Source organism: Rhodococcus sp. 1163 (assembly GCF_002091985.1).
Classification (GTDB): domain Bacteria; phylum Actinomycetota; class Actinomycetes; order Mycobacteriales; family Mycobacteriaceae; genus Rhodococcoides.
On the sequence record NZ_MKKX01000006.1, the window covers coordinates 40,028 to 66,622 of the forward strand.

A 26,595-nucleotide genomic window follows, 5' to 3' on the forward strand; every position below is an offset into this window, starting at 1 on the left:
AGGGACTTCGGTCCTCGAACGATGAGTAGTTCATCGACTTCGGTGGACCCGCGCAACGGTGGGTGACGAGGTACCCGGTGCAGTAAGGACCTTGTCCTCTGTTCTTGTGAGAAGAAGCGGTCCAGGCTCGTCGATAGCACTGGATTCGACAAACGGAGAGCCTTGAAGACCGAAGACGTACCGTCTGCCTACGAGGGCAGCATCGTTGTATGCGTAGATGGGTCGGACGACGATCGTAACGCCGTCGAATGGGCAGCGAGACTTGCCCAGCACGTGCACTCTTCGATCCGACTCGTTCATGCACTTCCTGATGTCGGCAGGTGGTTCGACCCTGCAGTGCTCATCGCCGGCGCTCAACTCGAGTTGGAACTGCGTCGGGTAGGAAGGAAATTTCTCGACGATGCGGCTCTGATCGTCCGCGACCTCGATGCCGAGATCGAGGTCGAGTGTTCTATCACCGGTGGCGCGGCGACCGACCTGATCGAGTCCATTTCGACGAATTCCAGATTGCTGATCCTCGGCGGCAGTCGAACAGGTCCGCTCCGTGATCTGATATTCGGACATTCCATCATCGAGTTGGTCAACGCAGCAGTATGCCCAGTATTGGTGTGGCGTAAAAGTCGCGACGAGAGCGCGGACCCGACTGGACCGATAGTGGTGGGTGTCGACGGGTCGCAGCCGTCCCGGCGCGCTCTGGCAGCAGCTTTCGATCTGGCACGCACCTTGGGCGCCGACCTCGTCGCAGTGCACGTGGGGGCCGTCGAGGATGCAGACGAGCTCGATTACGGGACCTCGGTGGATCGGCAGCACCAACGAGACGCTGAACGGAAGTGGCTGCAGGGCATCGTCGATCCGTACAAGAGTGAGTATCCGACTGTGGCGGTAGAGGTTCGATCGGTAGGTGCTTCGGTGGCACGTGAACTCGGCACGATGTCCGCTTCGGCTCAGGTCATCGCGGTCGGTAGTCGTGGACGAGGGCGCCTGTCGTCGGCAATTCTCGGTTCCGTGAGCCAGAGTCTGATCCACCGAGCCCAATGTCCGGTACTCGTAGTTCCGTAGTTCCGTAGTTCCGTAGTTCGATCGTTGTCAGAGGAGTAAATATGGATAAGAACGGCCCCATTGTCGTAGGTGTCGACGGCTCGAATGCTTCGTTCGATGCCGTCCGCTGGGCAACGCGTGCGGCGGAACTGCGTGGCGCATCGTTGACCCTGGTTTCTACTTACCAGATCACCGACGTCTATACGACTTTCGCCGCTATGCCACCTCAGCTCGGTCCACCGATGAGACTGGAAGTGAACAAGGGTCTGGAGTCGGCGTCGGCCATCGCCAAGGCCGCCGCCAAGGATGCGGACGCTTTGTCTATAGCCACCGAAGTGGTTGTAGGCGCCGCGATTCCGACTCTGCTCGAGCGATCTGCCTCAGCGCGAATGATAGTGGTGGGTACGCGGGGAAACGGTGAGTATTTCGCAGAATTGCTCGGCTCGGTCAGTGCTGCTGTATCCGAGCGAGCGGAATGCCCCGTCGCGATCATCAGCGGTATTCCGTCATCCGGAGAGCGCGAAGGGCCCGTTGTCCTCGGTGTCGACGGATCGAGTGCCAGTAGTAGGGCAGTAGGTGTTGCCTTCGAAGAGGCATCACTTCGTGGCACCGGCCTAGTCGCCGTACACACCTGGGCCGAGGACGTTGGATTGTGGAAGATCCACTCCGACAGCGACAAAGATGCAATGTCCTCCGCGCAGGATGCAGCGGGATGGGTCGTCATGTCGGAAAGTCTCGCAGGATGGCAGGAGCAGTACCCGGACGTGCACGTAGATCGAATAGTTGAGCATGGCAGTGCCGTGAGCAAAATTCTCGAACTCTCCAAAAGTGCGCAGACCGTCGTCGTCGGATCCAGAGGAAGAGGCGGTTTCAGCGGCCTACTGTTGGGATCGACCAGTCGGTCGCTGTCGCATCGTGTCGAATGCCCGTTGATCATCGCAAGGGAACCGAAGCACGAATGAGGCGACCGACCACTGCCATCGACGACCGAAACTAAGCGCGTACCAGCATGATTGCGTGAGGTGCCGGCCCGTCCCAGCGTTCGCTTATCACCTCGAACCCTGCCTGGTTCAGGGCACGGGCCATGTCCGGCAACGGCCATCGATATGCGGTGACCACCGGATGATCGAACGGTTCGAGGCGCAGGCCCGAGAAGAACGACATGAGCATCGTGCCGTCATCTTCGAGCACCGAGCGCAGGGTTGCGAGTGCGTTCGGCAGGTGGTCGGGCCCCAGATGGATCAGCGAGTACCAGGCAAGAATGCCCGCCCACCGATCATCCGAGCCGGCGAGGTCGTCGATTGTACCGAGCTGGAACGTTACTGCGGGGTTGGCTGTGCGGGCGATATCTACAAGTCGCTCGACAGGCTCCAGCCCGTCGATCGGGTGGCCGAGACTTGCCAGGTGGCCGGCCCAGCGACCGATGCCGGAGCCCACGTCCAGAATCCGGCCTCTGACCGTGTCGGCCCACGGCTCGATGACGGCCCGGTCCGGGTCTGTCGTGGACACCTTCGAGCCGAGCATCTTTACGACGTTTTGTGCGTTCGCGTCGTACGCGTCCCTGACCTCATCCGTCGACATGACGACACTCAGGTTCCGGTGATGGTCCGCTCGAATTCGAGCGCCTTCGGGAAGAGGATGTTGTTCTCCTTGTGAATGTGCTCGTGCAGATCGAGCTCCATCTTCTGGAGCCCGTCGAGCATCGCCCGGTACGAGCCGCAGCCGTCTTCCGGCATCGTGTAGGCCCCCGTCACGGAGTTGATCTCCTTGAACAGGTCGCCGACCACCACGTGCTCCTGGACCAACGTCTCGATGTGGGCTGCGAGCGCTCCGGGGACACCGGGGATCCCGGTCTTTTCCATTCGAGCTATCGCGGGAAAAACAGAGCGCTCTTCCTTGGTCATATGTGGATCGAGTTCGGTAACCGCCTGGGTGTAGAGCTCGTTCACCCGGGCCAACTCGGGGTGCCGTTCGCCGTGGACCCCGTGCACCTTTTCTACGAGCGCCTGCAGCCGCGGCATCTCCTCCCACATGTACGCATGGTGGGTGTCGACGATGTCGTGGGCAAGATCAGCGGACTCCCGCGACGTGAGCGTCTTTTGGGCGCTGTCACCGGGAAGGTCGAGTGCCTTACGCACTTCCTCCAAGTCGAGGTCGGCCTCGGCCGTCGCGTCGGAGAGGGATCGGTGGCCATCGCAGCAGTAGTCGAGGCCGAATCCCTCCAAAACCCGCGCGCGGCGACTGTCCTCGACAACCAGGTCAGCCAATGTATTCGACGCCTCAATAGCCATGCGACTTACCCTAACCCGTCCCGGACAACGTGGGCTGCGAAAGTGCGTGGTGCGCTCTTACCGGTGCTTGTTGTGGGAGATCTCGACCAGGACATCATGATTGAGTTGGGAAATCATGTCCAACGGGATGCCTGCCGGGCACACCGCGGTGCACTCGCCGATCTGACTGCACCCGCCGAAGCCCTCAGCGTCGTGTCGGCGCACCATGGCCAGCGCGCGGCGACCCCGTTCGGGCTGTCCCTGGGGCAACGAGCCGAGGTGGGTCAGCTTGGCGCCGAGGAACAGTGAGGCCGAACCGTTGGGGCAGGCGGCCACGCACGCCCCGCAACCGATGCAGGCTGCGGCGTCGAAGGCGCGCTCGGCGTCTTTCCTCGATACCGACGTCGCGTTTGCATCGGGTGCGCAGCCCGTCGGGGCGCTGATATAGCCGCCCGCTTCGATGATGCGGTCCAGCGCACTCCGGTCTACGACGAGGTCCCGGAGGATGGGGAACGACGTCGAACGCCAGGGCTCGACGTCGATGACCTGACCGTCGTGGAAGTGACGCATGTAGAGCTGGCAGGTGGTGGTCAGTGCTTCGGGGCCGTGGGCAAGCCCATTGATCACCAGTGAACACATGCCGCAGATGCCCTCGCGGCAGTCGTGATCGAAGGCAACCGGATCCCCGCCACCCCGCGTGAGATCCTCGTTCAAGACGTCGAGCATCTCGAGGAACGACATGTCGGCGGAGATGTTGGCCACCTCGTACGCCACCATGCCGCCGACATCGTCGCGGTTCTTCTGCCGCCACACGCGCAGCGTGATGTTCATGTGTAGCTCCTCTGCTGGACTTTGATGTTCTCGAATTCGAGGTGCTCGCGGTGCAGCACCGGAGGGGAACCGTCCCCGCCGAATTCCCACCCGGCGACGTAGGAGAACTCCTCATCCCGTCGGAGAGCTTCTCCGTCTTCGGTCTGGCTTTCGGTGCGGAAATGTGCCCCGCAGGATTCCTCGCGGTGCAGTGCATCGATACACATCAGTTCGGCGAGTTCGAAGAAGTCCGCGACCCGGCCTGCGCGCTCCAGAGCCTGGTTGAGCTCCTCGTTGGTCCCGGTGACCAACACGTCGGACCAGAAGGAATCCCGCAGCGAGCGAATCTCCCTGATCGCGCGGGTGAGCCCCTCGGCATCGCGTTCCATGCCGCAGTACTCCCACACGATGCCGCCGAGTTCGCGATGAAAAGAATCGACGGAGCGGGTTCCCTTGACGGCCAGCAGCCTCGACGTCCGGTCGCGCACCGCTTGGACTGCCTCGACGACGGAGGGGTGCGAGGCATCCACATCTTTGGGTAGCGGATTGCGGGCGAGGTAATCGTTGATGGTGCCGGGGAGGACGAAATAGCCGTCGGCCAGGCCCTGCATCAGGGCGCTGGCCCCCAAACGGTTGGCGCCGTGGTCGGAGAAGTTCGCCTCTCCGATGACGAAGAGCCCGGGGATCGAGCTCTGCAGGTCGTAATCCACCCACAGTCCACCCATCGTGTAGTGGATAGCCGGATAGATGCGCATCGGCACCTTGTACGGGTCCTCGTCGGTGATCTTGAAGTACATGTCGAAGAGGTTTCCGTATTTTTCCTCGATGGCAGGTTTGCCCAGGCGCTCGATGGCGTCCGCGAAATCGAGGTAGACCCCGAGTCCGTTGGGACCCACACCCCGCCCTTGATCGCATTGGTTTTTGGCGGCTCTCGATGCCACGTCGCGTGGCACGAGGTTGCCGAACGCCGGATAGGCCCGCTCCAGGTAGTAATCCCGTTCCGACTCGGGAATGTCCGCCGGCGCCCGTTCGTCTCCGGCCGCGGCCGGCACCCAGATGCGCCCGTCGTTCCGCAGAGATTCGCTCATCAGGGTGAGCTTGGACTGATGTTCGCCACTGACGGGGATGCAGGTGGGATGGATTTGCGTGTAACAGGGGTTCGCAAAATAGGCTCCCCTGCGGTGAGCACGCCAGCTGGCGGTGACGTTGCAGCCCATCGCATTGGTGGAGAGGTAGTAGACGTTGCCGTAGCCGCCGCTGGCCAGCACGACGGCGTCCGCCAGATGCGTCTCGAACTCCCCGGAAACCATGTCGCGCACCACGACGCCGCGAGCCTTGCCGTCGATGACGATCAGGTCCAGCATCTCGTGCCGGGTGTTCAGTTCCACTGTCCCTGCGCCGATTTGACGCTCCAACGCTTGGTAGGCGCCCAGCAGCAGTTGTTGGCCGGTTTGTCCGCGCGCATAGAACGTCCGGGATACCTGCACGCCTCCGAAGGAACGGGTGTCCAGTAATCCGCCGTACTCTCGGGCAAACGGAACTCCCTGGGCGACAGCCTGATCGATGATTGCCGCACTGACCTGAGCGAGCCGGTAGACGTTGGATTCGCGCGAGCGATAGTCTCCGCCCTTGACGGTGTCGTAGAACAGTCGTTGGACACTGTCGCCGTCGTTGCGGTAGTCCTTTGCGGCGTTGATTCCGCCCTGGGCAGCGATGCTGTGGGCCCGACGTGCACTGTCCTGATAGCAGAAGACCTTGACGTTGTAACCGGCCTCGCCGAGGGTGGCCGCCGCCGATCCTCCGGCCAACCCTGTTCCGATGATCAGGACCGAAAGTTTGCGTCGGTTGGTGGGGCTGACCAGCTTGGCTTCGAAACGGCGTTTGTTCCAGCGTTCTGCGAGCGGACCGTCCGGAGCCTTGGTGTCCCGTAGCGCGTCACCTTCGACAAAATATTCGTTCACGGCCCCACCCATCCGAACAGAATGCACAGCGGCGGCACCAAGAATCCGCCGATGACTACGACGGTGATCAGATACGCCAGCTGATTGAGGTGGCGACGCCTACTGGCGCCGGTATTGGCGCCCAGCGAGGAAAAAGCACTCCAAATGCCATGCCGCAGATGGAAACCCAGCGCAACGAGGGCAATGACGTAGGAAAGCACCACCCACCAGATCGAAAAGCCATTGACCATACGCTCATAGGGGCTTTCCGATGCGCCGCCGGGATGGATGTAGTTCGCGGTCAGGTGCAACAGGTGGTAGACGATGAAGAGTCCGATCGTCACCCCGCCCCACCGCATGGTGAACGAGGCGTACGTGCGCTGTACGCCCCGCCTGTTCTGCGTGCTCTCGTATCTCCACCCGCCGCCCCCGGCCGTGGCCTTGCGGGATCGGTGCCACAGTACGAATGCCGCGTAAATATGGATACCGACGCTGATCAACAGGATCACTCGGAGGATCCACAGGGCTCCCGAGTACGGCAGCAGGGGTTCGAGGATCGTGCGCAGATACGCCGAATATCCGTCGAAGGCTTCTTGACCGGCGAAGACCTTCAGGTTGCCGTACATGTGGGCAATCAGGAAGAGCACCATGATCAGCCCGCCGACGGCCATGGCCGCATGCAGAACGACGGAGGAGCGCACAGTTGGGGTGCGTCCCTGTTCCAGGCCGTGCGCGATCATGACGAAAGCAGCTGACGCAGAACGTAAGGCAGGATGCCGCCGTGGATGAAGTAGGCCTCCTCTGCGGGTGTATCGATGCGCACCAGCGCGGAAATTTTTCGCCTGTGTTCGCCGTCGTCGACGCTGACGGTGACCTCCCGCGGGAGTGGATCAGCCCCCGCGATGCCAACAATCGAATAGCTTTCCTCGCCGGTCAGCCCATGAGATTCTGCGCTTTCTCCGTCGAGGAACTGGAGCGGCAGCACGCCCATACCGATGAGGTTGGATCGGTGAATCCGCTCGTAGGAGACGGCCAGGACAGCCTTGACGCCTAGCAGCGTGGTCCCCTTCGCAGCCCAGTCGCGGGAGGAGCCTGAGCCGTAATCGGATCCCGCCAGCACAATCAGCGGTACTCCTTCGGCGGCGTAGGCGGAAGCCGCGTCGAAAATGCTGTGGCGTTCACCGTCGGGCAGATGGCGGGTGACGCCGCCTTCGACCCCGGCGACGAGTTTGTTGCGTAGCCGGACGTTGGCGAAGGTGCCGCGGATCATGACGTTGTGGTTGCCGCGGCGCGAACCGTAGGAGTTGAAGTCGGCCGGGGCGACGCCCAATCCTTGAAGGTATTGGCCGGCAGGGGAATCGGACTTGATGACGCCGGCCGGGGAGATGTGGTCGGTGGTCACCGAGTCCCCGAGGTAGGCGAGCACCCGTGCGTCCTTGATGTCCGTCAGTGGCGCGGGATCGACCGGCATGTCGTCGAAGTACGGCGGACGCTGAATATAGGTGGACTCTGATTGCCACGCGAACTGATCCCCGTCGGGGATGGACATGCCGCGCCAGTTTTCGTCGCCGTGGTAGACGTCGGCGTATCCCTTGGTGAACATCGACGCTTCGAGGCTCGCGTCGACCACTTTCTTGATTTCGGCGGTTGTCGGCCAAATGTCGCGCAGGAAGACCGGCTGCCCCTGGGGGTCGTGCCCGAGCGGGTCATTGACCATGTCGGTATGCATGGTTCCGGCGAGTGCATAGGCAATGACCAAGGGCGGTGAGGCCAGGAAGTTCATCTGGACCTCGGCATGGATGCGGCCCTCGAAGTTACGGTTGCTCGATAGGACCGAAGCCACCGTGAGATCGTTCTGCGCGACCGCACTGCTGACTTCTGGGATCAGTGGCCCCGAGTTGCCGATGCAGGTAGTGCAGCCATAGCCGACCAGATTGAAACCTAGTTTCTCCAAATACGGAGTCAGTCCAGAACGTTCGTAGTAGTCGGTGACGACGCGGGACCCGGGAGCCAAGGTGGTCTTCACCCACGGCTTACTCGCGAGCCCGCGTTCGACGGCGTTCTTGGCCAGCAGTGCCGCTCCGATCATCACCGAGGGATTGGAGGTGTTGGTACAGGAGGTGATGGCGGCGATGACCACGGCGCCGTTGTCGATGCTGGCCTGTTGTCCGCCGACGATCAACTCGGCCGGGTTCGACGGCCAGTCGTCGAGATCGGGATCCTCGTCGTGGTCGTGGATTCGCGGTGGATCGTCGCGGGGAATGCGAGTGCTGATGGCCACCGGGTCACTGGCGGGAAAGGATTCTTCCCCGGCGGAGTCGAGTCCGCCGGCAACGGCGTCGTCTTGCGACAGGCCGGCCAGTAGGCGGTGAATGATTTGGGACGCCGCGGCCAGGGGGATACGGTCCTGGGGCCTTTTCGGGCCGGCGATCGACGGGGTGACCGTGGACAAGTCCAACTCCACTATCTGGCTGTATTCGGGTACGTGGTCGGGATCGTGCCACAGGCCTTGTTCGCGGGCATACGCCTCGACCAGCTGAATCTGGTGTTCTTCGCGGCCGGTCAGTCGCAGGTAGTTCAGAGTTTCGTCGTCGATCGGGAAGATGGATGCAGTCGAGCCGTACTCCGGGCTCATGTTGCCCAGGGTGGCCCGAGTAGCCAACGGGACATTGCCGACGCCGGGGCCGAAGAAGTCGACGAACTTGCCGACGACGCGGACCTTCCGCAATAGTTCGGCAACGGTGAGCACCAGGTCGGTGGCGGTGGTTCCCTCGGGGAGGTCGCCGGAGAGTTTGAGCCCCACCACCTGGGGGATCAACATGCTCATGGGCTGGCCCAGCATGGCTGCCTCGGCTTCGATCCCGCCGACGCCCCAGCCGAGCACACCGAGACCGTTGACCATCGGGGTATGAGAGTCCGTCCCTACCAACGTATCCGGGTACGCCTGGAGTCCGCGGGGCCCCTCACGGGTGAAGACCACCCGCGCCAAGTATTCGAGGTTCACCTGGTGGCAGATGCCGGTGTCCGGCGGAACAACGAGGAAGTCGTCGAAGGACTGCTGTCCCCAGCGGAGCAGTTGGTAGCGCTCCTGGTTGCGTTCGAATTCGAGTTCGGCATTCACTCCGAAGGCATCCGGGCGCGCAAACACGTCGGCGATCACCGAGTGGTCGATCACGAGTTCAGCTGGAATCAGCGGATTGATCTTTCGTGGATCGCCGCCGAGTTCGGTCATCGCGTCGCGCATGGCCACCAGATCCACTACGCACGGGACGCCGGTGAAATCCTGCATGAGCACCCGCGCCGGGGTGTACTGGATCTCGGAGTTGGCTTCGGACTTGGCGTCCCATCCGGCGAGGGCCGTGATGTGGTCAGCCGTGACCAGATGTCCATCCTCGTTCCGCAGCAGATTCTCCAGGAGGATCTTGAGGCTGTAGGGCAGGCGGTTGGCCCCTTCGATCCGGTCGATCCGGTGAATCTCGTAGGTTTTGCCGTCCACGCTCAGCTGGCCGCGGGCACCGAAACTATTGCTTGTCATGACGCTCCCTCAAGCGAAGGATCAGTCCGCTGCGGATCGCCCCGGCTCCCTAGCTGCGCGCAAGGCTTCAGTCGTCATCGGACTGACCCCGGACTGCTATGACGGCTGATGCTGGCTACAACTCAAACCTACGCACAGAACCTCTGCCCGTATAGGGAACTGAACCAACCGTCACGATGTTTCGAGCTCAGACCTTCGTTTCGCAGTTGACGCCGGTCTCGGCAGACGAAGCGGAAGCCCGTAATCGGCCAACTACCAACCGACCCGCAAGTTGCCAGATCATCGCTTTCGTTGCCTTTGTGTTGTTCGGCTTCAGATAGCTCAGCGGGGAACAGAAGGCGGTTCGAGGCAGCTTTCCGGCAAGGTCACCAGCGAACAGAAACCTGGTCGCCGGACCGGGGTGTAATTCGCGGGGACGCCCTTGTCGGTGATGATCCGACGGTAGGTCTCCACTGCGTCGGTGGGCTGACGGGCCAGTGACGGGTCAGTCTTTACGTCAACGGTGAACAGACCGAAACGTGGACGGTAAGAACCCCATTCGTAGTTGTCGGTAATGGACCAGTAGTTGTAGCCGATCACGTTGGCTCCGTCTTGGCGGGCTCGTTCGAGCCAGTAGATGTGATCGCTGAGATGGTCGGATCGGGTGTATCCGTCCTTCCGGGGCTGAGCATTGTCGGTAGGCATGCCGTTTTCGACGATGTAGATCGGCAGGTCGGGGAACTTGTCCTTGTAGTACATCAGTGCGTGGTAGAGGCCTTCGGGCTGCGTTCTGATCTTGTACAGCTGGTCGAAGAGGGCGTAGGCGGCGGTGATGTTGTCAACGGAGAGCCCGTAGTAGTAGTCGAGGCCGAGAAAGTCCATCTTGTCGCGGACGCGGTCGACGAAGGTGGAGTCGAAAAGTCCAGCGACCGTGGGGATGAAGGATAGATTGCTGCTGACCGGTGCACCGGGATCTTTGGTGTGGATCATGTCGAACGCTGCCCGGTGCACCTGGACGAGGCGGTCCATCATCTGCGGTGCCTGGGTGAGTGTGATGCCGCCGAAGGTGAGTTCTTTGATGATGTACGCGGTCGGTTCGTTGATGGTGATCCACTGCGCATCGTTGCCGGCATATCGGTCGATCACATGTGAAGCGTTGGCCAACCAGTCATCGACTGTTTTGGGGTTGGTCCAACCGCCCTGATCGGCCACCCAACCGGGGTACACCCAGTGGTCGAGAGTAATCATCGGACGCATTCCATGTGCACGGATCTGCGCTATGACGTCGTCGTAGTACGTGAGTTCTTCTTCGTCCCAGGTTCCGGAGACAGGCTGCACGCGCGCCCATTCGACACTGAAACGGAACACGGAGACACCAAGTTTCGACGCGTTCTCGATGTCCTCCGGATAGCGATGACGGAAGTCGACTGAGGTGCCGACCTTGTTTTCGGCATTTTCGGAAGCTGAATATCGAGACCAGTTGCTGTCCGGGGAGGACCCCTCGGCCTGGAAGCCGGCGGTGGACACGCCCCACAGAAAGTCCTCACCGACCGACAATGGCGGGGGTGTGGCGGTGGCGGATGGTGAAAGCGTGGTGGATAGCCAGGCGCCGGGTACCAACAACCAAGCCATGATCAGTGCTGTTGCGGTGAAAAGCCGTATCGAAACACGCATGGGCGCAGAGTAGTACGCGGTCAGTGGAGTGGGACCGTTTTGGTTGGCATTCGAATCCGGCCGGACCGATTGGTCATACCGTCCACAATGCGGTGTATTCGAATACCCGAACAGAATACTTCTGTATCTCCATTGCTGACCAAATTCTTAGGATTGCAGTTCAGTTCGACTGTGGCGCTGCGAGGTCAGCGTTTGTCTGGACTTCATCTCGTCCAATTTGCAGTCGCTCGATGATTGTCACGTTGGCTTGGCCGCCGCCCTTGCACATGGTCTGGAGCCCGAAGCGCACCCGCCGGACCGTTCCAATTCGTGCAGAAGAGTGGTCATCAGGCGTGCGCGGGTCGCGCCGAGGGGATGTCCGAGCGCGATGGCGCCGCCATTGACATCGACTTGCGACAGATCGGCGCCAGATCATGACGATTACCGACGCTGGACGCGGACTACTCGCCGAAAGCGACCGTGTCCTCGACCGGGTCGAGGAAGACACATTCTCGGTGCTGAACGAGAAGGAGCGAGGCGAGCTCATAAGACTCTCCACTATTTTGTTCACACAGTGAACGGAATCGAAGTAGTAAGCGGTTGTTGCGAGACCGGTTTGGATTGCACTGCCGAACCGGACAGCCTGTTTTCTGTCACACTGAGTAGGTCGCTACGGATGAGGGGTCGACCCGTACATCACATCGGGCTGTAGTGACGCTACATCTCGCACGGAAGGGCTCTGCCGATTAGGTTTCCGATCGATCGATTGTGGTCTTGCCCGGGCGGTACCGGATGGACTGCGCCCGATCAGCGTTCCATCGCGCTGCCGAGCCCTGTTCGGATCGCTTTGAGTACCTGGTGCTGGTTGTTCGCGGCGTTGTGTGTCCTGGCGACGTTCAGTCCCGCTGGTGTGCCCGACGGTATTGGGCGCTACCTTGCGTACGGTCTTGCCGGTGTCGGATCTGCGATCGGTCTCGTGTGGCTCCGCGGGCCGTGGCCGACGAAAAATTATTCACGTCTGTTCGTCGCCTATTTGGAACTGTTTACCGCTGCCGCGTTGCTGATGCTCACCGACCCGTTCGTTGCGTTGCCGTGTGCTGCGGGTTTCGCTGTGAACGGTGGTTATATCGCGGCTTTTCACAGTCCGAAGTTGATCGTTTCTCATCAGCTGTGGGCTGGAGTGATTGTCGGTGTGTTGTTCGTGCGTGCGGTGATCGAGCCTGGTGCGGATGTAGTGCTCGCGTGCGCCTACCTGGTCTTGTTAATTCTGATGTTGTTCTCGGCCCCTGTGCTTTCCTACGTTCTGATGGTCGTACTGCGGCGTGATGCATCACAGGCGTTCTTCGATCCTTTGACTGGATTGCGCAACCGCCGAGGGCTTGTCGCCGCAATCGCCGAACTCGGAGATCAGGTAGGAGTGGCGACGGTGATGGTGGTCGATCTCGATGCTTTCAAAGCCGTCAACGATCGGCACGGTCATGCCCACGGCGACCTTGTTCTGCGTGCGGCCGCGAATGCCATTCACGAGGCGTTCGACTTTCCTGCTGTCACTTCTCGCACCGGGGGAGAGGAATTCGCGGTCGTTACTCACCTCGATCCGGTGGAGGCCCTCGAGCAGGCTTACGCACTACAGTCTCGTTTTGCGGAAGGGGCGGGAGTGGGGGTGACTGTCAGTATCGGGGTTGCGCATGCCGATGCGGCTACTCTCGGTGCAATGTTCGACAGCGTTTACACCAGGGCCGATATTGCGATGTATGCGGCCAAACGTGCGGGCGGCAACACCCTCCACCGCTTCGACGGCGGGGCGCACACCGCCGATGGTAGGGCGGTTCCGGCTGACGGCACTGCGCTCGACTGAGCAACGGCTACTCCTGTTTCCGGGAGATACAAAGTATCCGGAAGCTATTCTGGCGAGCTTGGACTTTCATGTACACGACAGCGCTCGAGCTGCACTCGTTCTCGAATCCAGCGCCGACGGTACGTCACTGAACGGGTAGGTATTGTTTGTCCTGTTCTGCGGATTCGGCCTCGAGTCAGGACGGCGCGAGCGTGAACGAGCCCGCTGCTGTTCGAGTGAAGGCGACAGGGTCGTGGGTAGGCGAACGGTCGAAAGGATTGAGAATTCAACCAAATCGGTCTCGCTCCACCGTGATCTGGATCCTGGCATAACAGGTGAACCCCCGTGTGCATCGAACGCTTTTAAGGAATCTTTACGGCACCGTGACGTTACTAGCCAGTACTGCTCGCGCGGTCCTCTCTCGGACGGTATATCTCTGCGAGGGGGTTACCGAACGAGAGGGATTTACTTGAATATTCGCGTTGGATCCAAAGATCGATCTTCGGGTACCACTTCGGGGTTCTCGCGCAGAAACTTTCTCGCCGCAACAGGATTGGCTATCGGTGCAGCGGCACTCTCGTCTTCGTGGACAACTGCCGCGGCGGCGCCGCGGCGGGCATTGGGTGACGGCGATCGGGTTGCCGCGCTCGTCATCGGGAGCGGTTACGGAGGGGCGGTAGCCGCACTCCGATTGACGCAAGCCGGGATCGACACGCACATGGTCGAGATGGGCAAGGCCTGGACCACGCCGGGATCGGACGGGAAGATCTTCTGCCCGATGCTCTCGCCGGACGGTCGGTCGACCTGGCTCCGAACTCGCACAGTGCAACCGGTTTCACACTTCTCCGGTGGTTCGGTCGACAAGAACATTAGTAAATACGTCGGTGTTCTCGATATCGAAGACTTCGGTGGAATCAAGGTCTACCAGGGTCGCGGAGTCGGTGGTGGATCGCTCGTCAACGGCGGAATGGCTGTGACGCCGAAACGCAACTACTTCGAGGAAATCCTGCCGAACGTCGACTCCAATGCGATGTACTCGACCTACTTCCCCAAGGCAAACGCCGCGCTGGGAGTGAACAACGTCGACCCAGCGTGGTTCGAATCGACCGAGTATTACAAATTTGCCAGGACAGGACGCAAAACCGCGCAGAGATCCGGCTACACAACAACATTCGTACCCAATGTGTACGACTTCGAATACATGAAACAGGAAGCCGCCGGTCAAGTGACCAAATCGGCATTGGCATCGGAAGTCATCTATGGAAACAACGCCGGCAAGAAGTCCCTCGACAAGACTTACCTCGCCCAAGCCTCAGCGACCGGCAAACTCACCATCACCACGCTGCACGTCGTCACCGAGGTGAAGCCGGCCACCACGGGCGGTGGGTATCAGGTGGTGATGAACCAGATCGACGAGCAGGGAAATGTCACTGGCACCAAGACCGTGACAGCGGACAAGGTCTTCTTCGCAGCAGGCAGTGTCGGGACGAGCAAGCTGCTGGTGGCAATGAAAGCGCAAGGGCAACTGGCGAATTTGCCTGGAGCTGTCGGTCAGGAATGGGGCCACAACGGCAACGTGATGGTGGGCCGTGCCAACCACGCATGGGACGGGACAGGGGCCAAGCAATCTTCGATACCAGTTTTGGGTATCGACAACTGGGCCGATCCCACCGCACCGGTGTTCGCCGAGATCGCACCGTTCCCGGCCGGCGCCGAACTGTGGGTGAGTCTGTACCTGGCGATTGCCAAGAACCCCGAACGTGCACAGTTTCAATACAACTCGACAACAGGCAAGGTTGGGCTCGATTGGCAACGTTCCCAAAATCAACCGTCGATCAATATGACGAAAAAGTTGTTCGACAAGATCAACCGAAAGGAAGGCACCATCTATCGGACCGATCTCTTCGGACCCGTGCAGACGTGGGGCGATCAGCTGACGTATCACCCGCTCGGTGGCTGTGTCCTGGGCAAGGCAACCGATAACTACGGTCGGCTCCCCGAGTATCCGGGGCTCTATGTCATGGACGGTTCCCTGGTTCCCGGCAATGTCGGCGTCAATCCGTTCGTCACCATTACTGCACTGGCGGAACGGAACATCGAGAACATCATCGCTAACGATATGAACTAGCCGACTAACGCGTCGAACACACCAGGCCATCTTTCTGTCCCGGTGTGTTCGACGTGTGTTCGTCTGTTCAAGGGATCAGCATTTTTATCGACTCGATGGAGCGGAGGCGACGTGTGAGTTCTCTCTTGCAACGGATCGACCGGACGATGGAACGATCACAACAGGACAGTTGGCGCGTCCGAGCACTGATCGGCTCGCCGAACCGAGCATCATTCCGCTGAATCCGCCGCGACCATGGCTGCCTACCACCAATAGTTGCGCTCCCTGCGCATGATCGAGAAGGGCATGCACTGGTCGGTCTCTGACCACCACACGTCGGACTGACACCGACGGGTATTGGTGCGAGTATTCGTCCAGAATCCGTGTCAAAGCATCCTCGGTAGGGGGCTTGTTCAATGGCCACTCGAGCCCGTGAACCGGGATTCCTATCGATAGATCCGCATCGGACCACGCGTGGACTGCGGTGAGTGGGGCTCTTCGCACAGCAGCCTCCTCGAACGCCAGCGCCACTGCAGCATCGCTCGCCATCGTTCCGTCGACCCCGACGACTACGGCGTCCGCAGCCTGCACCCGATCATCGTCGGGCCAGGCGCGCACGATGGTGACAGGGCAGTGGGCGTGGGTGCTGAGTGCGAAACTGATCGACCCGAGCGTTCGGCGATCGGTTCCCCCGAGTCCGCTGGTGCCTATGACGATCATCCTGGACGTTGCAGACAACGCGAGTAGCGTGCTCACTGCAGGTCGATCCGATAGGCATGCGTCGACGCCGATCGTTCGCGCACCAGTCATGACTCGCCCGGCCGCCGTGAGCGCCTCGTCCAGAATCCGTCTCGTCTCGCCTCTCCATTGCGCAGTCGCGGGTTCGGGCGGGATTTGTATGCCGGTAAATCCGCCCGGCAAGGGGACCGAAGACACCACTGTGAGGTCGGAATTGTGTAGTTCGGCGTCGAGCACTGCCCATCGAACTGCGTCCAGTGACGCGGATGACCCGTCGACTCCGACGACGGTCGGGAGTAAACCCATCGCGAGTCTCCTTCATCGTGGTGCTGGACCTCCATCAGACCCTGAACTGAGCAAGTGGCACGGCAGGACAACTACACCGATGTGAGGGACTTTGGTCGCCGATTTCGGTGACCGATGGTCGGTTTGAATGCGGCCTAGGTAGGTATGGTTGGACTCGAGGCGCCCATTGGGGACGCGGGTAAGGGAGCGTTGGCGTGGTCAGAGTGTTTCTGGTCGATGATCACGAGATAGTTCGGCGCGGGTTGATCGACCTCATCGACTCCGATCCCGATCTCGAAGTCATCGGTGAGGCCGGCAGTTGCGCCCAAGCCCTCGCCCGCATCCCGGCATTGAAGCCCGATGTCGCTGTGCTCGACGTGCGGCTGCCCGACGGCAACGGCATCGAGTTGTGCCGCGAACTTCTCGATCGGTTGCCAGACCTGAAAACCATGATGCTGACTTCTTTCACCGAGGATCAGGCGATGCTCGACGCGATCCTTGCCGGCGCGAGTGGATACGTCGTCAAGGACATCACCGGAATGGAGCTGACTCGCGCGATCAAGGACGTAGGTTCTGGAAGATCTTTGCTCGACAATCGCGCAGCGGCCGTTCTGATGGACAAGCTGCGAGCGGGTACCGCGGCGCCAGGACCGATAGACCATCTCACGGGGCAGGAACGCACCTTGCTCGACCTCCTCGGTGAAGGTCTGACCAACAGGCAGATTGCGACCAGAATGTTTCTGGCGGAAAAGACAGTGAAGAACTACGTTTCGAGACTTCTCGCGAAGCTCGGGATGGAGCGACGCACCCAAGCCGCCGTTTATGCCTCGAAACTTGCCGATACACATCCAATATCGGGCGGGCAACCCGGAGTTCGGGATGGATGATCGGCACGGTGCCAGCGGCTCGTCATTGCCTCAACTCCGCCTCGGTGAACTTCTGCTCGAAGTCCAGAACCGCATCGGTCGGATCGCCGACGCCAGAGCACAGGCAGACGGTCTGCTGGAGGCCATGCTGGTCATCACCTCCGACCTCGACCTCGAGGTGACTCTGCGGTCGATCGTTGAATCGGCCGTCAAACTCGTCGACGCTCGCTATGGTGCCCTCGGCGTGCGCGGGGAAGGTCACGAACTGAGCGCATTCATCAACTTCGGGATGGACGACGACACGCGCACCCGTATAGGACCGCTCCCCACCGGAGGCGGAGTGTTGGGACTGCTGATCGATCAGCCCGAAGTCCTTCGCCTGGAAGACTTGACGTCTCATCCGGATTCGGTGGGATTTCCGCCGAATCATCCATTGATGAAAACCTTTCTCGGAGTACCGATTCGAATCCGCAGCGAGATTTACGGAAACCTGTATTTGACGGAAAAGAAGGATGGAACACCTTTCACCGATGACGACGAGGTCGTTACCAAGGCGCTCGCGTCGGCAGCAGGTATTGCTATCGAAAATTCACGCTTGTACGAGGAATCACGTACTCGTCAAGCATGGATGGAAGCGACGAGAGATATCGGCACCGAACTGCTGGCCGGCGCCGAAATCGGTGACGTGTTGCAAATGGTGTCGCGAAAGGCGTTGCATCTCCTCACCGCCGACCTGGCTTTCATCGCCGTCCCGGAGGGCGTCGACGCGGACCCAGCACTCGTTACCCAGCTTGTCGTCTCGGTGAGCGAAGGGCATTGTGCCGAAAAGCTATTGGGTTCCACCATCCCCATCGAAGGGTCGAGTTCGGGCGCCGCGTTCAGGCGCCGTGCGGCATTCCGGAAGGAAGACTTCGACGACGAGTCCATCGAGATGGACCAGGAATTCGGTCCCGCTCTGATTTCTCCGTTGCGTGTCACCGGCGGTGTCAGCGGTGTGCTGGTGGTGTTGCGCAAGGAAGGTGCCGGGTCGTTCAGCGATGCCGAACTCGAACTGGTCGCGAGTTTTGCGGACCAGGCTGCGCTGGCGATGCAGATGGCCGACAACGCTCGTCGGGTCCACGAACTCGATGTCCTGTCCGACCGTGATCGGATCGCCCGTGACTTGCACGACCACGTGATCCAGCGAATATTCGCTGTCGGTTTGTCGTTGCAGAGCACACTGCAACGAACCGAGTCGGACGATATTCGCCAACGGCTCACGAGAACGATCGACGACTTGCAAGACACGGTTCAGGACATTCGCTCGACGATTTTCGATCTGCAAAGTTCGTCGCATTCTGCCACTCGCCTGCGCCAACGCATCGACGACGCGGTCCTCGAACTCACCGAACACGTACCCATCCGTGCGGTCGTTCGAATGTCCGGACCATTGTCGGTTATCGAAAACTCGCTTGCTGATCACGCTGTTGCCGTCATCAGGGAGGCGGTCAGCAACGTGGTCCAGCACGCAGAGGCAGACACGGTTACCGTGACCATCTGGGTCGGGGACGACCTTCGAATCGAGGTGTCGGACAACGGCATCGGAATGCCCGACGACGCCACTGCAAGCGGTTTGGCGAACCTGAGCGCGCGAGCACTCGAATGCGGCGGCGAGATGACGGTGGGCACGCCCGCATCCGGCGTCGGCGCCTGCATCGTCTGGGCCGCGCCATTGCCGTGACTGCTACCTATGTGCACGGAAATACACCTTTTGCGACGTATTTCCGTGCACGTGCGACGAAGTCGCGTACTTACGTCCCGAACGATGGTGACCTCTGGCCACTGCGTCGGCAAGGAAAGCACTCGTAGCGTTCTCGGGGGGAGGCGCTGCTTGTCCGCTGCACTTCGTGGGTGGCGCGGCGCCGATGGTGAACATCGAGAGGAAACTGATGAACAGTTCGTATACGGGTGGGCCTATCGTCGTCGGAGTCGATGGATCGAGGGCGGCGCTCGACGCCGTGCGACTGGCAGTGGCGGAGGCACAAGAACGGCACTCCTCATTGCGGTTGGTGCATGTGATCAGCCCGCATCCCCAGCCTGAGACTGTGTACGGCGCTCCTGATGTGGATGGCGACTACGGTCGCACGGTACTCCGCGAGGCAGTGCACGCGGCGGCGGAGATCGACAGCAGTGTGTTGGTAGAAACTGTAGTGCTGCATGGTCAACCGGAATCAGCGATTCTTGCGGAGGCGAAATCTGCGCGTCTACTCGTGCTCGGCATAAGCCAAGGGCATGCCTTGACTGAACGAGTCCTGCGGTCGACGGTTTTCACACTCGTGGAATCGTCGGTGTGTCCGGTATTGATCGTTCGAGAGTGCAGTACTGGTTCCGATGGTGCGGTGGTGGTCGCGCTGGGAGATGCGGAGGTTCTCGAGTCCGACGTCGTTGTTGCAGAAGCTTTTCGCGAAGCTTCGAGTAGGAAAGCCGATGTCCTGGCTATCCATACTCGCTCGATCTCGGAGGTTGTCGCTCATGTGATCGGGGGAGCGAACGCCAACGTGGCTCCCGAATCGCCTATGGACGCCCGGCTGGAGTCGTTTCGCGACGACTACCCCACGGTGCGTTGCTCGACCGTCTACGCCGAGGCCGGCTCGGGATCGGAACTGGTCGCAGTGTCCGGCACCGCTAGGTTGCTTGTTGTCGGCCATGAGCGAGGACGCACGTGCGGCAGTACGCTTACCACTGTCCTTCGCCGAGCGGAATGCCCGGTGCTCGTGGTGCCGCACGCATGATTGCCAGCAGCGGTCCACATGATCTGTTGATCTCTCCGTTGGCGGGTCAGCTCGATGCGGTGTATCGCGCAGTGGCGTTGATGATGGCGGTGCAAGGTGTATCCCGTGCAGCAGATCTCGTTGCTTCGCAGGCCCGTTTCCGCTGGGACCTCGCTTCGAATACGAGTCGAGGCATGATCATGTCGGAATGGTGTTCACCGACTCGGTTTCGTCTTTGGCGGTAGAGCGGCCAGGAGGCCGTTGTTCGAGCAGCGTGCGGGCGTGTTCGATTGCCTGAGGCGTGTTTTCGAAGAAGTGCCTACGTTCGCTGTCCGAGGTGGTGAAGACTCCGAGTGCTTGGAGCGGTCGTGAGTGTTCCGGTTTCATACCCGAGATCAATACGGTGATGTGACGGCGTTCGAGCTTGTCGATGGCGTCTTTGAGCACGATGGCACCGGTGGCATCGATGGCGGTGACACGGGACATACGCAAGATGACCACGTGGACGTCGGAGACTTCGGCGAGCTCGAGCAGGAACCGGTGTGCCGCAGCGAAAAACAATGCACCGTCGATGCGGTAGGCGACGATGTGCTCACGCAGTAGTTCGTATTCTTCGCTTTGGTGTCCCTCGTCGTCGAGGGGAACTTGTTCGATCCTGGCCGACTTGGCGATTGCGCGAAGCGCGAGGATTGCGGCGAATGCGACGCCTACTGCGACTGCGGTAACCAGGTCGAGTGCAACCGTCACCAGAAACGTTGCTCCCATGACTGCGGTGTCTGCGCGGGTAGCGCGGGCGATGGCAATGATCGAGGCCGTCTCGACCATGCGTACCGTCGTTGCGAGGAGGACTCCGGCAAGTGCAGCCAGGGGTATTTCGGCGACCAGCGTCGATGCGAGGTAAACGATTGCGGCGAGAATGACCGCGTGGGTCAGCGCGGCAAGTCGGCTGCGAGCACCGGACCGAACGTTGACCGCGGTGCGGGCAATGGCACCGGTGGCCGGCACCCCTCCGAACAGCGGTGCAACGATGTTTGCCAGGCCCTGTCCGAACAACTCCCTGTCGGGATTGTGCCGGGTGCCTACTCCCATCGAGTCTGCCGCGGTTGCGGACAGTAGCGACTCGAGCGCGGCCAGCGCGGCGACGGCCAGTGCCGGTGCCAATAAGGAGGTGAGGTCCTCGAGGTGCAAGAAATTCAACGTCGGAGCTGAGATTCCAGATGGGATCTCACCGATGCGTGCAATATCGAGATGCAACAGTTTCGCGGTAAGCGTCACGATGGCGACCGCGACGAGTGAGATGGGAACCTTGGGCAAGGAACGTCCGCCGACGAGTATCACGAAGGCCACTGCAAGTGCCGTTACCGGCGTGAGAATCGACGGATGATCCACGAACTCGACCACTGCGTCGGCAGCGCTGCGCCACACCTTGTCGCCTTGCGCGTCGGCGATGCCGAGAGCTGCGGGGACCTGTTGGAGTGCGATCACCACAGCGATTCCGGCGGTGAATCCTTCGATGACGGGAGCGGGCATGAATCGCACAGCCCGTCCGACTCCGGCGAATGCGAGGATCAACAGCACGATTCCGGCGATCAGGCCGACCGCAAGTACTCCGGATCCACCGAACTCGTGGACGATCGGGACCAGGACGACGGTCATGGCGCCGGTTGGGCCCGACACCTGAAAGCGTGAACCGCCGAATACCGCGGCAACCGCACCTGCGATGACTGCTGTGGTCAGGCCCGCAGCGGCTCCGAGCCCGGTCGAGATTCCGAATCCCAAAGCCAGCGGAAGCGCCACCAGGGCCACGATCAGGCCGGCCAGCAGGTCCGCGCCGGGTGCACGCAGCGAAGTGCTCCACTCGCTCCAGCGGGGCAGTAGTTCTCGGATCGACTGTCCGGCTCCATGGAGTGTGGTTGGGGGAGCGGGAGCGTGCTTCGGTGTGGGCGACTCGGTCATAGGGTCCTCGGTACCGCGAGAGGGAGATGAACTCTTACTTCATTACTTGCTAAGATTAGCAAGTAATGAAGGCGGTGGACCCGTGAAGTTCGACACTGCCCTCGACGTCGTGCGAGTTCTACTGCTCGGCCACCTTGGCTGTCGCGGCGATCGATTCCGCGGCAGCTGCGTCGTCGACCAGCATCTCGGCCTGCCCGGCGACCATGCCCGTCAAGATGGTCCGCGCAGTGGTCAGCAAGTCGGCGATTCGCGGTGACGTCAGGGCGTAGGAGACGGACAGTCCTTCTCGACGCGCGGCAACCAAGCCTGCTCTCCGCAGAATGGAGAGTTGCTGAGATAGATTCGCCGGCTCGATACCGACCTCGGGGAGCATTTCGGAGACGGCATGCTCGCGCTCGCTCAGAAGCTCCAAGATGCGAATGCGTGCAGGGTGCCCGAGGGTTTTGAAGAAGTCGGCCTTCATTCGATACAAGGGCTCGCGTGAATGTGCCACTACGCCTCCAGTTTTTCGAGCAGGACTGTCGGGAGCCCACGGTCGTGATACTTGCGAATCTTAGCAACTAGCCTGGGTGGCGACGGGATTGCACCCCGTCGACCAGTCTGTCTTTTCATCTCGACCGACCGCTGACGATAGGCACGGCTGACTTTCAAGCGAGTTCACCGATGAACGAGCGCGCCGCCGAATTGGTGGGTTCCTCGGTGCGGCATGCCAATGTCAATTCTCTTGTGGGAGCAGGATGTACGTCGATGGCAACCGTGGACAGGCCGGCATGTCGCCGCGCAAGAGGCTCTGGAATTATCGCGACACCGAGGCTGTGACGCACCAACCCCAACAATCGATCCATGTCGCTGATACGGAATGTGATGTCACGGTCGACGTCTGCATTGTCGAACAGCGCGTCGACGACGGTCTGTAAGCCGCGGCCGGCCTCGAAGTCGATGAACGGGTAGTCGGCGAGCTCGGCGAGCGAAACTGACTTTCGTTGTGCCAGAGGATGTCCGTCGGCTACGACGAGAGTCAACGACTCGGTGTAGGTCGCCAGCGCGAAAATCCCAACCTCGAGGGGTTGTGCATCCAGTGCGACGAACGCCAGATCCAGCTTTCCCCCGACGAGTGCATCGAGCAACTCGGCGGTGGTTCCTTCGCGCAGGGTCACTGCTACACCCGGGTGGGCGGAGTGAAATCGGCCCAGAGTAGCGGGCAAGTCGATGGCAGTGAACGTTTGGACGGTTCCGATTGCGACAGTGCCGGTTTCACCGTCGGAGATCTGACGCAGGGCATCGCGTGCATCGGCGACGTCACCGGTGATTCTGCGTGCATACCGAAGCAGTACCGACCCGGAGGCGGTGAGAAGCACTCTGCGCGTCGTGCGTTCGAAGAGCGCGGTGCCGATCTCCTTCTCGAGTGCCCGGATCGACGAACTGAGCGCGGATTGCGAAATATGTAGCTGGGACGCCGCCCGGGTGAAATGGCCTTCGGCTGCTACGGCGGTGAAATGTTCGAGCTGTCGCAACTCCATTGAGCGATTCTATCAATGAATGAGTACGGAATAACATGTTGGACAGAACGTCGGGAGTTGTCGACCATGGGCACATGCACTCTGAACTGCCCTCGACGACTCGGATGAACGGGCGGCTCGTCGGGATCATGGCAGTGATCTCCGGATTGGTGGTTGCCAATAGCTACTATGCCCAGCCGCTGGTGGGGGCTATCGCCGACAGCCTTGATGCTTCGATGATGCGAGTGGGCCTGGTGGTGACCGCCAGTCAAGTGGGGTACGCCATCGGGCTGGCATTTCTCGTACCGCTCGGCGACATGATCCAGCGCAGGAAGCTGATGACCTGGATGCTCGCGGTGACCTGCGCGTCCCTCGTGGTGATGGCTGTAGCACCGTCGTGGCAGGTGTTGGCATGTGCCGCGATGGTCGCGGGGGTCGGATCTGTGGTCGGTCAGGTTCTGGTGCCGTTCGCTGCCTCGCTGGCGGCCGAAGAAGAACGAGGCCGAGTCATCGGCAACGTGATGACAGGTCTGCTGCTGGGCATTCTGCTCTCACGCGTAGTAGCCGGATTGATTGCGTACGTCGCGGGTTGGAGAGCGGTCTTCGTCGTCGCAGCGATCTTGATGGTCGTCGCCGCATTGCTGGTTCGCACGCTGCCCGTCGTGCCGCCGAGCGCGACTTCGTCGTATCGAGCGCTGCTGGCTTCTGTCTTCGAGCTCATCCGCGAAGAACCGGTGCTCCGGTGGCGTATCGGATACGGAACGCTCACCTACGCGTCGTTCGGGGTGTTCTGGACGTCCATCGGATTTCTACTGTCGGGGCCGGGATACGGATGGTCGGATGCTCGAATCGGACTGTTCACCCTCGTCGGAGTTGCCGGTGCACTGGCCGCGCGGCTCGCCGGAACGTTGGCCGACCGCGGCTATGCGCAACGCCAGACGGGTTGGTTCGTGGCTCTCACGGCGCTCAGCTTCGTGCTTGTGGCACTCGGAGAACACAACGTGTTCCTGCTGGCGGCCGGCGTAGCGTTGCTCGATCTCGGCATTCAGGGTACGCACATCAGCAACCAGAGCCTGTTCTATCCCCTGCGGCCCGACGCCCGCAGCAGACTCAACACCGCCTACATGACGACCTACTTCACGGCGGGTTCCATCGGGAGCGCGCTGTCGGTGCTGGCCTACACCCAGGCCGGCTGGACAGGAGTCTGCGTGCTCGGTGCCGGCTTTCCCACGATCGGGTTCGGACTGTGGCTCGCCGAGCAGCGCAAGCATCGAAACGGAAGCCCTCGGTGACCCACATATGCATCGTGCCCGGATCAGACTCGATCCGGGCACGACCGCCGACATGACGGCAAGTTGCTTCTACTCTGGCAGGTCTGACGACTGGGCTTTCTGCACTTGCCCCTCCGCCTTCTGTGCGTGGCCCTCTGCGGAGTCGACGAACTCCTGAGAATCGAACACTTCTCCACCGAGCGGATCGCGTCGCGCCTCGCCGGGGGAGTACTCGACTGCGCCGGTGTTCGGGTCGATTCCGATCTGGTCGGACGTGAGCTGATGGACAGCGACGACCACGTGCTCGGAGTTGGGTGTCGCGACGTTTTCCCGAGACGGCGCGAGACCGGCGAAGGTCGAGGAGATTCCCGCACCACGCTTGCGACGTCCTGGTCCGGCGGAATTGTTGTTCGCTGCCACCAACGCACCGTTGGAGGCCTCGCCTGTTGCGGTGATTCGGACGTAGCTGGGGGTGGTGGCGACGTCGTAGTGGAAGGCCTTCAGCATCGAGATGCACGCAAGAACCAGGACTATCGAGAACGGAACCGCCGTCGCGATCGACGCTGTTTGCAACGCCGTCAGTGATCCGGATCCACCGACCAGGAGCAGGACTGCCGCCGCGATGCCCTCGAGAACTGCCCAGTACACGCGGGTGATCTTCGGGGTATCGAGATCGCCACCGGTCGAGAGGATGTCGATCACCAAGGACCCCGAGTCCGAGGAGGTGACGAAGAAGAACACCACCACCAGGATTGCGAGAACACTCGTGACCGTGGCGAGGGGGAATCCGTCGAGCAGATTGAACAGGGTGGTGTTGGTATCGACCTCACCGGCGGCGGTCAGCATGTCCTGGTCGTTGCGCTGACGCAGGATGCCGGCATCGCCGAAGATGGTGAACCACAGCGAGCCGATGATGGTGGGTGCCAACAGAACGCCGAACACGAACTGGCGGATCGTGCGGCCACGCGAAATGCGTGCGATGAACATGCCCACGAACGGGGCCCAGCTCATCCACCAGCCCCAGTAGAAGATTGTCCACGCACCCGCCCAGCCGTCATCGGCGAACGGGGACGTGCGCAGCATCAACTCCGGTAGGGCTTGGACATAGCCACCGAGGTTCTGCACCCAGGATTGCATCAAGAACAAGGTCGGCCCGAGGATCAGTACGAATACTGCCAAGCTGGCGGCGAGCACCATGTTGATGTTGGAGAGCCATTTCAGGCCCTTCGATACACCGGAGACCACGGAAAATGTTGCCAGTCCGGTGACGCCCACGATGAGAATGACCGTGAGCCAGTTACTGGACTCGATCCAGCCGAGATACTCGAGGCCGGCCGATATCTGCTGGACCCCGAAGCCGAGCGAGGTCGCGACGCCGAACAAGGTGCCGACGATAGCGATGACATCGATGACGTGACCGATGGAGCCCTCGATGCGCTTTCGGCCGAGCAACGGCTCGAGCAGCCATCGAACCGAGAGAGGGCGCCCCTTGCGGTAGGTCATGTAGGCCAGCCCGAGCCCGACGACCACGTAGATCGCCCAGGCATGCAGGCCCCAGTGGTAGAGCGTCAGTTCCATCGCCTGGTTCGCCGCACCGTCGGTCGACCCCTCGATCCGCCCCGCTTCCGGTGGGTTCACGTAATGCGAGAGTGGCTCGGCGACGCCATAGAACACCAGGCCGATGCCCATCCCTGCGCTGAAGAGCATGGCGAACCACGAGAAAACGCCGAACTCAGGCTTTTCGTCGTCGCGGCCGAGGCGGATGTTGCCGATGCGACTGATGCCGCAATACAGGGCGAACAGCACGAATCCAGTGGCACTGAGGATGTACCACCAGCCGACACCGTTGGTGATTGCAGTGTTCAGTGATTCGAATGCATCGGAGGCGGTGCTTGCGAAAACCACCGAGAAGGTGATCATCGCCAAAATTATCAATGACGCCGGAATGAACACCGGTTTGCGTAGGCCACGCCACGCTGTGATCACAGAATTCATATCGAGGAAGATCCCTTGCATTGCTTGGTGAATATGTAGAGAAAGTGATATCGATTCGAACTTACG

The 26,595-nt window shown here is 61.0% G+C and carries 21 protein-coding genes and 1 pseudogene; 9 read left to right on the plus strand and 13 right to left on the minus strand.

All coding sequences use genetic code 11. The features are described from left to right. The first annotated feature begins 162 nt into the window (after positions 1 to 162). Together BJD99_RS01060 and BJD99_RS01065 are read left to right on the plus strand one after the other, a co-directional pair. The gene (locus BJD99_RS01060) at positions 163 to 1,059 is read left to right on the plus strand and encodes a universal stress protein (RefSeq protein WP_084344942.1); all 897 of its coding nucleotides are present in this window, start codon (positions 163 to 165) and stop codon (positions 1,057 to 1,059) included. Positions 1,060 to 1,100: 41 nt separating this feature from the next. After that, on the plus strand, positions 1,101 to 2,000 hold the full coding sequence (locus tag BJD99_RS01065; RefSeq protein ID WP_084344944.1) for a universal stress protein: 900 nt from the start codon (positions 1,101 to 1,103) through the stop codon (positions 1,998 to 2,000). Positions 2,001 to 2,031: 31 nt separating this feature from the next. On the opposite strand, the gene BJD99_RS01070 is transcribed toward BJD99_RS01065, so the two are convergent. The 8 genes and pseudogenes from BJD99_RS01070 to BJD99_RS01105 all read right to left on the minus strand — a co-directional run. Further along, positions 2,032 to 2,619 (minus strand): bifunctional 2-polyprenyl-6-hydroxyphenol methylase/3-demethylubiquinol 3-O-methyltransferase UbiG, encoded by a 588-nt coding sequence (locus BJD99_RS01070; RefSeq protein WP_084344946.1) that lies wholly within the window; start codon positions 2,617 to 2,619, stop codon positions 2,032 to 2,034. Positions 2,620 to 2,627: 8 nt separating this feature from the next. Then, the gene (gene ric / locus BJD99_RS01075; protein WP_084344948.1) at positions 2,628 to 3,329 is read right to left on the minus strand and encodes an iron-sulfur cluster repair di-iron protein; all 702 of its coding nucleotides are present in this window, start codon (positions 3,327 to 3,329) and stop codon (positions 2,628 to 2,630) included. A 57-nt stretch (positions 3,330 to 3,386) separates the two neighbouring features. Beyond that, entirely contained in the window at positions 3,387 to 4,139 is a 753-nt protein-coding gene (locus BJD99_RS01080) for a succinate dehydrogenase/fumarate reductase iron-sulfur subunit (protein WP_084344950.1), read from the minus strand. Then, positions 4,136 to 6,091, minus strand: coding sequence for a fumarate reductase/succinate dehydrogenase flavoprotein subunit (locus BJD99_RS01085; RefSeq protein ID WP_084344952.1), 1,956 nt, complete (start codon positions 6,089 to 6,091; stop codon positions 4,136 to 4,138). Before BJD99_RS01085 ends, BJD99_RS01080 begins: the two co-directional genes overlap by 4 nt. Then, complete coding sequence (locus BJD99_RS01090; RefSeq protein ID WP_247596238.1) at positions 6,076 to 6,759, minus strand: succinate dehydrogenase cytochrome b subunit; 684 nt, start codon at positions 6,757 to 6,759, stop codon at positions 6,076 to 6,078. The genes BJD99_RS01085 and BJD99_RS01090 overlap by 16 nt, the downstream gene beginning before the upstream one ends. Before the next feature lie 35 nt (positions 6,760 to 6,794). Beyond that, the gene (locus BJD99_RS01095; RefSeq protein WP_084344956.1) at positions 6,795 to 9,593 is read right to left on the minus strand and encodes an aconitate hydratase; all 2,799 of its coding nucleotides are present in this window, start codon (positions 9,591 to 9,593) and stop codon (positions 6,795 to 6,797) included. Between the two features lie 321 nt (positions 9,594 to 9,914). Then, positions 9,915 to 11,246, minus strand: a complete 1,332-nt coding sequence (locus BJD99_RS01100) for a glycoside hydrolase family 1 protein (protein ID WP_084344958.1) — start codon at positions 11,244 to 11,246, stop codon at positions 9,915 to 9,917. Between the two features lie 160 nt (positions 11,247 to 11,406). After that, positions 11,407 to 11,636 (minus strand): annotated as a pseudogene (locus tag BJD99_RS01105) (hypothetical protein); the annotation flags it as partial. A 23-nt stretch (positions 11,637 to 11,659) separates the two neighbouring features. Between BJD99_RS01105 and BJD99_RS20845 the strand changes: the two are divergent. The 3 genes from BJD99_RS20845 to BJD99_RS01115 all read left to right on the plus strand — a co-directional run bounded on the left by BJD99_RS20845 (position 11,660) and on the right by BJD99_RS01115 (position 15,190). Beyond that, a complete protein-coding gene (locus tag BJD99_RS20845) occupies positions 11,660 to 11,803 on the plus strand; it encodes a hypothetical protein (protein ID WP_179142132.1) in 144 nt (47 codons plus the stop codon). Between the two features lie 269 nt (positions 11,804 to 12,072). Next, entirely contained in the window at positions 12,073 to 13,083 is a 1,011-nt protein-coding gene (locus tag BJD99_RS01110) for a GGDEF domain-containing protein (RefSeq protein WP_256895270.1), read from the plus strand. A gap of 538 nt (positions 13,084 to 13,621) precedes the next feature. Continuing rightward, positions 13,622 to 15,190 (plus strand): GMC oxidoreductase, encoded by a 1,569-nt coding sequence (locus BJD99_RS01115; protein WP_218775683.1) that lies wholly within the window; start codon positions 13,622 to 13,624, stop codon positions 15,188 to 15,190. Between the two features lie 84 nt (positions 15,191 to 15,274). Here the strand turns inward: BJD99_RS01115 and BJD99_RS01120 are convergent, their stop codons facing one another. Further along, positions 15,275 to 16,213, minus strand: coding sequence for a universal stress protein (locus BJD99_RS01120; RefSeq protein WP_084344964.1), 939 nt, complete (start codon positions 16,211 to 16,213; stop codon positions 15,275 to 15,277). Positions 16,214 to 16,407: 194 nt separating this feature from the next. Here BJD99_RS01120 and BJD99_RS01125 point away from each other — a divergent pair, with 194 nt between their 5' ends. The 3 genes from BJD99_RS01125 (at position 16,408) to BJD99_RS01135 (ending at position 19,829) form a co-directional block, all read left to right on the plus strand. After that, positions 16,408 to 17,079 (plus strand): response regulator transcription factor, encoded by a 672-nt coding sequence (locus BJD99_RS01125; RefSeq protein ID WP_084344966.1) that lies wholly within the window; start codon positions 16,408 to 16,410, stop codon positions 17,077 to 17,079. Beyond that, a complete protein-coding gene (locus tag BJD99_RS01130; RefSeq protein ID WP_084344968.1) occupies positions 17,072 to 18,778 on the plus strand; it encodes a GAF domain-containing sensor histidine kinase in 1,707 nt (568 codons plus the stop codon). The genes BJD99_RS01125 and BJD99_RS01130 overlap by 8 nt, the downstream gene beginning before the upstream one ends. Positions 18,779 to 18,986: 208 nt before the next feature. Next, positions 18,987 to 19,829, plus strand: a complete 843-nt coding sequence (locus tag BJD99_RS01135) for a universal stress protein (RefSeq protein WP_179142133.1) — start codon at positions 18,987 to 18,989, stop codon at positions 19,827 to 19,829. Between the two features lie 177 nt (positions 19,830 to 20,006). Here the strand turns inward: BJD99_RS01135 and BJD99_RS01140 are convergent, their stop codons facing one another. From BJD99_RS01140 to BJD99_RS01150, 3 genes are all read right to left on the minus strand, one after another. Further along, the gene (locus BJD99_RS01140) at positions 20,007 to 21,764 is read right to left on the minus strand and encodes a SulP family inorganic anion transporter (protein WP_084344971.1); all 1,758 of its coding nucleotides are present in this window, start codon (positions 21,762 to 21,764) and stop codon (positions 20,007 to 20,009) included. 118 nt (positions 21,765 to 21,882) lie between these two features. Next, a complete protein-coding gene (locus tag BJD99_RS01145) occupies positions 21,883 to 22,227 on the minus strand; it encodes a metalloregulator ArsR/SmtB family transcription factor (RefSeq protein WP_084345054.1) in 345 nt (114 codons plus the stop codon). 184 nt (positions 22,228 to 22,411) lie between these two features. Further along, complete coding sequence (locus BJD99_RS01150) at positions 22,412 to 23,284, minus strand: LysR family transcriptional regulator (protein ID WP_084344972.1); 873 nt, start codon at positions 23,282 to 23,284, stop codon at positions 22,412 to 22,414. A gap of 74 nt (positions 23,285 to 23,358) precedes the next feature. Between BJD99_RS01150 and BJD99_RS01155 the strand changes: the two genes are divergently transcribed. Next, complete coding sequence (locus BJD99_RS01155; RefSeq protein ID WP_256895271.1) at positions 23,359 to 24,555, plus strand: MFS transporter; 1,197 nt, start codon at positions 23,359 to 23,361, stop codon at positions 24,553 to 24,555. A gap of 69 nt (positions 24,556 to 24,624) precedes the next feature. Here BJD99_RS01155 and BJD99_RS01160 read toward each other — a convergent pair whose 3' ends face one another. After that, positions 24,625 to 26,529 (minus strand): BCCT family transporter, encoded by a 1,905-nt coding sequence (locus BJD99_RS01160; protein ID WP_084345056.1) that lies wholly within the window; start codon positions 26,527 to 26,529, stop codon positions 24,625 to 24,627. Positions 26,530 to 26,595: the final 66 nt, after the last annotated feature.

Excerpts from the sequence above, each read along its gene's own strand:
- BJD99_RS01130 (WP_084344968.1), top strand. The coding sequence starts at position 17,072 with ATGGATGATCGGCACGGTGCCAGCGGCTCGTCATTGCCTCAACTCCGC.
- BJD99_RS01160 (WP_084345056.1), bottom strand. The coding sequence starts at position 26,529 with ATGAATTCTGTGATCACAGCGTGGCGTGGCCTACGCAAACCGGTGTTC.
- BJD99_RS01150 (WP_084344972.1), bottom strand. The coding sequence starts at position 23,284 with ATGGAGTTGCGACAGCTCGAACATTTCACCGCCGTAGCAGCCGAAGGC.
- BJD99_RS01135 (WP_179142133.1), top strand. The coding sequence starts at position 18,987 with ATGAACAGTTCGTATACGGGTGGGCCTATCGTCGTCGGAGTCGATGGA.
- BJD99_RS01080 (WP_084344950.1), bottom strand. The coding sequence starts at position 4,139 with ATGAACATCACGCTGCGCGTGTGGCGGCAGAAGAACCGCGACGATGTC.
- BJD99_RS01095 (WP_084344956.1), bottom strand. The coding sequence starts at position 9,593 with ATGACAAGCAATAGTTTCGGTGCCCGCGGCCAGCTGAGCGTGGACGGC.
- BJD99_RS01140 (WP_084344971.1), bottom strand. The coding sequence starts at position 21,764 with ATGACCGAGTCGCCCACACCGAAGCACGCTCCCGCTCCCCCAACCACA.
- BJD99_RS01120 (WP_084344964.1), bottom strand. The coding sequence starts at position 16,213 with ATGGGTTTACTCCCGACCGTCGTCGGAGTCGACGGGTCATCCGCGTCA.
- BJD99_RS01100 (WP_084344958.1), bottom strand. The coding sequence starts at position 11,246 with ATGCGTGTTTCGATACGGCTTTTCACCGCAACAGCACTGATCATGGCT.
- BJD99_RS01155 (WP_256895271.1), top strand. The coding sequence starts at position 23,359 with ATGCACTCTGAACTGCCCTCGACGACTCGGATGAACGGGCGGCTCGTC.
- BJD99_RS01145 (WP_084345054.1), bottom strand. The coding sequence starts at position 22,227 with ATGAAGGCCGACTTCTTCAAAACCCTCGGGCACCCTGCACGCATTCGC.
- BJD99_RS01065 (WP_084344944.1), top strand. The coding sequence starts at position 1,101 with ATGGATAAGAACGGCCCCATTGTCGTAGGTGTCGACGGCTCGAATGCT.
- BJD99_RS01070 (WP_084344946.1), bottom strand. The coding sequence starts at position 2,619 with ATGTCGACGGATGAGGTCAGGGACGCGTACGACGCGAACGCACAAAAC.
- BJD99_RS01085 (WP_084344952.1), bottom strand. The coding sequence starts at position 6,091 with ATGGGTGGGGCCGTGAACGAATATTTTGTCGAAGGTGACGCGCTACGG.
- ric (WP_084344948.1), bottom strand. The coding sequence starts at position 3,329 with ATGGCTATTGAGGCGTCGAATACATTGGCTGACCTGGTTGTCGAGGAC.
- BJD99_RS20845 (WP_179142132.1), top strand. The coding sequence starts at position 11,660 with ATGACGATTACCGACGCTGGACGCGGACTACTCGCCGAAAGCGACCGT.